The organism is Streptomyces sp. NPDC015032 (genome assembly GCF_043080425.1).
Taxonomy (GTDB): domain Bacteria; phylum Actinomycetota; class Actinomycetes; order Streptomycetales; family Streptomycetaceae; genus Streptomyces.
Genome location: NZ_JBIBVN010000098.1, coordinates 1 through 3,991 on the forward strand (window position 1 = coordinate 1; position 3,991 = coordinate 3,991).

4 protein-coding genes and 2 pseudogenes are annotated in these 3,991 nt (G+C 67.7%); 4 read left to right on the top strand and 2 right to left on the bottom strand.

The features are described from left to right. The 3 genes and pseudogenes from ACF08M_RS41395 to ACF08M_RS41405 all read left to right on the top strand — a co-directional run. A partial coding sequence (locus ACF08M_RS41395) for a transposase (protein ID WP_392190481.1) occupies positions 1 to 1,055 on the top strand: 1,055 nt, incomplete at its 5' end. 42 nt (positions 1,056 to 1,097) lie between these two features. After that, positions 1,098 to 1,328, top strand: a pseudogene (locus tag ACF08M_RS41400) (IS6 family transposase); the annotation flags it as partial. Positions 1,329 to 1,394: 66 nt separating this feature from the next. Further along, positions 1,395 to 2,552 carry a UvrD-helicase domain-containing protein gene (locus ACF08M_RS41405; protein ID WP_392190482.1) on the top strand — a complete coding sequence of 386 codons (1,158 nt, stop codon included), beginning with the start codon at positions 1,395 to 1,397 and terminating at the stop codon, positions 2,550 to 2,552. 295 nt (positions 2,553 to 2,847) lie between these two features. Here ACF08M_RS41405 and ACF08M_RS41410 read toward each other — a convergent pair whose 3' ends face one another. Together ACF08M_RS41410 and ACF08M_RS41415 are read right to left on the bottom strand one after the other, a co-directional pair. Continuing rightward, positions 2,848 to 3,483 carry a DUF7003 family protein gene (locus ACF08M_RS41410; protein WP_392190483.1) on the bottom strand — a complete coding sequence of 212 codons (636 nt, stop codon included), beginning with the start codon at positions 3,481 to 3,483 and terminating at the stop codon, positions 2,848 to 2,850. 42 nt (positions 3,484 to 3,525) lie between these two features. After that, positions 3,526 to 3,693: a hypothetical protein gene (locus ACF08M_RS41415; RefSeq protein ID WP_392190484.1), complete on the bottom strand. Its 168-nt coding sequence runs from the start codon at positions 3,691 to 3,693 to the stop codon at positions 3,526 to 3,528. A 191-nt stretch (positions 3,694 to 3,884) separates the two neighbouring features. Here ACF08M_RS41415 and ACF08M_RS41420 point away from each other — a divergent pair. Next, positions 3,885 to 3,991: pseudogene (locus tag ACF08M_RS41420) on the top strand (IS6 family transposase); the annotation flags it as partial.

The following is a 3,991-nucleotide window of genomic DNA, read 5'->3' on the forward strand; positions in this document are numbered from 1 at the left end:
CCGGTGCCTGGCCAACAGGCACGCCGGGTTCGGGAGGCGGTCCGGGAAAACCCACCAGCAGCAATGCTGGCAGGGCGCCCCGGACCGACCTCACGCTCGGGCTATTCGAGCACCTCGGCGCCGGGCTGGTGTGGGGCAAGCTCGTGGCCGGACTGACCCCTGCGGTGCCGCAGACGTCGGAGAAGGCCCTTCGCGATCTGCGGCGGAGGATCGGCGTGGCCCCGCTCCAGCGGCTGTTCGAGGTGCTGGCAGGCCCGTTGGCCCAGCCCTCCACCCCTGGAGTGCGCTACCGCCTCTGGCGAACGGTCGCCTTCGACGGCTGTGGGAGCCTGAACGTCCCCGACCACGAGCGCAACCGGTCCTGGCTCGGCCGTACGGAGCGCCGCCACGGCCCTTCCGGCTACCCCCGGCTGATGCTGATGACCTTGTGCGAAACCGGCACCCGCGGCCTGATCGCCGCCATCTTCGGCACCGCCTCGCAGGGCGAAACCGACTACGCACACGACCTGGTCAACCACCTGACCTCGGACATGCTCCTGCTGGCGGACCGCGCCTTCGACAGCAACAAACTGCTCGCAGACATCGCGGCTCAGGGAGCACAGTTCCTGATCCGTGCCACCAGCACCCGGCGCCCGCCGGTCCTGGCCCTGCTGCCCGACGGCTCTTACCTCACCCAGATCGGCAGCGTTCGGCTGCGAGTGATCGAGGCCGAGGTCCGCTCCCGCACCGCCCACGGCGACGACTTCGGCGGAACCTACCGCCTGCTCACTACACTGATCGACCACCGCACCGACCCAGCAGACCGCCTGGTCGGCCTCTACCACGAACGCTGGGAGATCGAGACCGCCTACCTGGCACTACGTCATACCCTCCTCAAAGGCCGCGTTCTCGGGTCGAAGGACCCGGTGGGCCTCACCCAGGAGATGTGGGGCCTCCTGGCCATCTACCAGGCCCTGCGCTCGATGATGGTGACCGCGGTGGAGACAGTGCCCGGCTGCGATCCCGACTGGGCCGGCTTCACTGTGGCCCTGGAGGCCGCGCGCGCGACACGGTGATCAGCATCGCCGGGACGACCGCAACAGCCGCAGCTCCCTTCGGGCCGGGCGGAGAACTCCCACCAGCCAACGAGGCAGCGTGAACGCGCGATGAAGGGATTCCGTTCCGTAGGCGGGGCCCAGCGGTTCCTGTCCGCGTTCAGCGGCATCTCGCCCCACTTCCGCCCTCACCGCCACCTGATGACAGCCTCCGACCACCGAGCCGAGATGACCGTCCGCTTCGCGATCTGGGACCAGATCACCCAAGCTGCCAGCCGGCCCACCACGGCCTGACCCCAGGACCGGACCGCAAGCCCACCAGGCCCCAACGCACCGTCAGGCACGGACATACTCAACAACTTGACAGCGCCCCTGTGGAACCTGCGCCACGCCAAGACCGCCGCCGCTCTGTTGCCCCCGCTGCTCTCCCGGTTCGCGGAAGTCGTCGTCGATGAGGCACAGGACTGCTCCGCCGCCGACCTGGCGATCCTTCAGCTGCTGCACGACGCCGGCCTGCCGCTGGTTCTCGTCGGCGACCCGGACCAGGCCATCTACGCTTGGCGCGGCGCCGAACCCCAGGCTCTCCAGTCCTTCGCCGCTCAGCTCTCCCCCGCCCCACACCACCTGACCGGCAACTGGCGCAGTTCCCCCGTCATCTGCCGGCTCGCGTCCACCCTGCGCACGGGACAGCGCCCGCCGGACACCTCCGTGGTACACGACGACGACCTCCCCGTCCTCGTGCTGCCCACGCGGTTCGCCGACTCCGGCAGCCGGCACCTGCACGCCCCGACCGGTGCCGGCATCGTCGACGTCTTCCGCACGCTGGCCGAGGAGTACGCCATCCCGGCCAAGGACTGCCTGGTGACCGCCTACAAGTACGCCACCTTGCCGGGCATCACCCGGGAGAAGCCCAACACCAAAGCCATCACCAGCCTGGCCTGGGCCCGCACCGTCACCCACACCCCGGGCGCCAGCGGCGATGACCTCGCCCGGGCCTGCGCGGTCGCCGTCCGCGTCCTGTTCGGCTACTGGTACCCGGGCGAGACCGGCGGCCCCGACCGCATCATGGCTGGCCACCGTCTCTCAGCCGGACAGGTCAACCGCACGGTGTTCGCCTTCCTGCACAGCCTGCCTGCGCCCCACCGGGAATGGGGGCCGCAGGTCTGGCAGGCCATGAAGGCCTGGCCCGCTCTTCCTGGGGCTGCTCCGCAAGGCGGCAAGGGCCGCCCCGCCGGAAAACCCACCGTGTCGCGCCTCCAGGTGGCCACCGGTATCCGCTCCAACATCGTCCACCAGCTCAAGGGCGATGAAGCAGACGGCGTCCTGCTGTTGCTGCCCGATGCCGGAAGCGTCCAGCGCTGGGCCACCGCAGACCCGGCCACCGACGAGGTCCTGCGTGTCTGGTACGTCGCCGTCACCCGCGCCCGCCGCCTGGCGGCCATCGCCCTGCCCGACAAGGAGAGCGACCAGCTGGCCCGGCTACTGACCGAGCGGCAGGTACCGGTCCGCGTTACATGACCCTTCGTGTTGTCTGTCCCCGCACACGGCCGTGCCCCTATCTGTTTCGTCAATCCCGGCGGCGGTGTTTACTGGGGTTTTGCTCTGGTTTTCGGGAACGGCCCGCGAAGCGGGACGTTCCCGGCGGGTCAGGTGCTGTGCGGGTAGCCCGCCCGTTCGATTTCCGGCCGTCCACTCCCTCCGGCACTGCGGCAGTATGGAAGTACAGCTCACCCCCCGTCGGACGCGATCACACTCACTCGACGCCCGCCGTGCCGCGTTGCGGGCGCTATTCCGCCGAACCCACGGCGACCGGTCACAGAGTTCCGGAGTCCGGCCAGTTGGACCAGTGGGTATTGGGTGAAAGTCTCGGTCGGTAGCGTCCGACGTCACCAGATGCTAGGACTTCCGCGATCTGCTGGTAGGTCTCACTCGTGCTGGGAGGTGTCTCGATATCCTCCGGCTGGTGCCATTCCTCCAGTTGCAGAACCTTCGGCAGGTCCCCGGGAATCCTAGACTGCACTTCGGCTTCGTCGGCAAGGATCAGATCCCGGTGCTCCGGCACCAGTCTGCGGAACACGACTTCGAGCGGCTCGCCGGGCTCCGCCTCCACGGCCAGCGTTCGGCCCCTGACAATCACGGGAATACCGCCTGCGTAGGTCTCCTGATCGTCGATCTTCTCCATGTTCTCGACGCGATCGTGGAAGCCCTCGTTCTCCCAACCCGGTTCACCAGTGGTCAGGCAATTCCCGTAGGTGCCCACCACATTGACGAGGTTACCCATGCGCGGGTTGTATCCGACGGTCTCGATGATCAGGGCCCAGCGCCCCGGGTCACGGTAGAGGTGCATCCGCACATCCACTGCGTAGAAGTAACCGTTGTCGGGATGAGGGAGCTTGAACTCGGTGGCGCATTTGTCCAGTTGGGCGAGAATATCGTTTGCTTCGATCACGTCGGCGGACGCTACCAGGGCTGACTGACTGTGGAGCTTGCCTCACTTCGTTTGGAGGAAGCCCTCGATGTCCGCGGCGACTTCCCGCGGCAGGTCGACGCCCGGAAAGTGCGTCTCACCGTTGAGCCGCGTGTACTTGAACCACGGGTTCTGCGCACGGAACCGCTTGTGCAGGGTGTCGTAGCTTTCCGACTTCGGATGCGAGAACACATGCGGGACCGGGCGGGGCTCGGTGAGCTTTTCGAGGCGACCGTGACCCGGTCCTCGTCTCCTTGTGTTCCCCGCCGTGCTCCGGCTCCGGTAGACACCACCGTCCGTCCGACAGGACCTGATCGGGCACTGTCACATTGGCGAATGGCGTGGGAGGATCTTCGAGTTGATCATGGTGGAGGGGATTGTCCGTGGGGAGCGCGTCGCCGTCGTACAGGGGGCATCGGTACCCGGTCGAGGTCATCTCCCACTGTGTGTGGCTGTACTTCCGCTTCCCGCTCAGCTTCCGCGAGGTCGA